The organism is Xanthovirga aplysinae (genome assembly GCF_009711365.1).
In the GTDB taxonomy this organism is placed as follows: Bacteria; Bacteroidota; Bacteroidia; order Cytophagales; family Cyclobacteriaceae; genus Xanthovirga; species Xanthovirga aplysinae.
Genome location: NZ_SMMB01000470.1, coordinates 1 through 1,790, shown reverse-complemented (window position 1 = coordinate 1,790; position 1,790 = coordinate 1). Strand labels below are relative to the sequence as shown.

1 protein-coding gene is annotated in these 1,790 nt (G+C 37.3%); it reads left to right on the top strand.

What is annotated here, in order from left to right; genetic code table 11:
• The first annotated feature begins 559 nt into the window (after window positions 1-559).
• Window positions 560-1,726, top strand: coding sequence for a hypothetical protein (locus E1171_RS01875; RefSeq protein WP_155203517.1), 1,167 nt, complete (start codon window positions 560-562; stop codon window positions 1,724-1,726).
• The last annotated feature ends 64 nt before the right edge of the window (window positions 1,727-1,790 follow it).

Below are 1,790 nucleotides of genomic sequence, written 5' to 3'. Positions count from 1 at the left end.
TCGCTGGTTCGAATCCAGCAGGGCCCACATCAAGACGATCAGTTATACTGCTCGTCTTTTTTTATGCCTAATCTTAAGTATAGCTCTAAGGGATTTGGTGCATTCCTGTTTTCAGGTTTAATGAAGGTTTTAAGTCAGTAATTAAAAGTTTTAACATGAGTTGGTTAATAATTGTTAATTACGAATTAAGTTATTACGGATGGTAGTGCTTCATTCCACCTTTAAAATTTGATAAGGTCTTTTTGTATTGGTCGTTATAATGAAAGCTTATTATAAAAGCCTCCCTATGGGATATAGTTGTAATGATTTTATTGGTGTCAAATAAGGCAATATTATTGTGGCTTTAAGCCTAATATTTAACTTTTGGCAGCAATAGACTAGGCCCAGATGTTTAAGGCTTAATTTGTAATTGCCTTGAAATTAGGGAGAAGTGTAGGCCTGATAGGCCAGTTTAAAACATTTTAGGAGTGATTTCTTATTTTTCTGTTGATATTTTTCAAAAGATTTTCTTGGTGAGGAATTACTGTTTATTTTTGACGAATTTGAAAAAAGGTTATTCATGAAGGTAATTGAAGTCAGGGATAAGTGGTCGGCTAAGGAATTTTTAATGCTTCCTGTCCGATTATATAAAGATGAAAAAAGTTGGATCCGACCTTTAGATCAGGATATTGAGGGTGTATTTGATCCAAAAGTAAATAAATATTTCAGACACGGGGAATGTATCCGTTGGATACTTTTGAATGATGAGGGCCAAACCATTGGCAGAGTGGCGGCTTTTATTGATAAAAAGACTGTCCATAAATATGATGAACCAACCGGAGGAATGGGCTTTTTTGAGTGTATTCAAGATAAAGAAGCTGCCTTTAAACTTTTGGGTACAGCCAAGGAATGGTTAGTTTCTAAGGAAATGGAGGCTATGATTGGCCCTGTTAATTTTGGTGACAGAGATAGGTGGTGGGGACTTTTGGTAGATGGTTGGACAGAGCCAACCTATGGCATGCCGTACAATTTTCCTTATTACCAGGAATATTTTGAGGCCTACGGATTTAAAGATTATTTCCAGCAGTATACCTATCGTCGGCCGATAGCTGGAGGTTTGGAGGAGAAAGTGAGAGATAGGGCCCAGCGTGTTTTTAATAATCCCGGTTATCATTTTGAGCATTCCAGAAAGAATAATCTGGAAAAATATGGTAAGGATTTCAGAACGATTTATAATGAGGCTTGGGGGAATCATAGTGGGGTAGCTAAAATGTCGGAAGCACAAGCTAGAGCCAGTATGGAAAAAATTAAGCCCATTATGGATGAAAGATTGCTTTGGTTTGGCTATTTCAATGGAGAACCCATTGCTTTTTTTATCATGCTTCCGGAAATGAACCAGATTTTTAAGCATGTAAATGGAAAGTTAAACCTTATAGGGAAAGCCAAGTTCTTGTATCACAAGGTGATGAGAACAAATAAGAAGATTTTTGGTTTGGTATTTGGTGTGGTGCCTAAGCATCAGGGTAAAGGAGTAGAAACCGCTATTGTGGAACGAGTACGACAGCTCTCTGAAAACCCAAGATTATTCCCTTATGAAGACATTCAATTGAATTGGATTCCGGATAACAACCCTAAAATGATGAAGGTAGCTGCAATGATGGGAGGGAAGATTCATAAAACGCATATCACTTACCGTATGATTTTTGATGAAACCAAAGAGTTCAAGCGGGCTCCAATCATGAGGTAATAAGTGGGGATAACTTATTTAAAGGGGAGTCACCTTTTCGAAAAGACTATGCTTAGGAATAAGT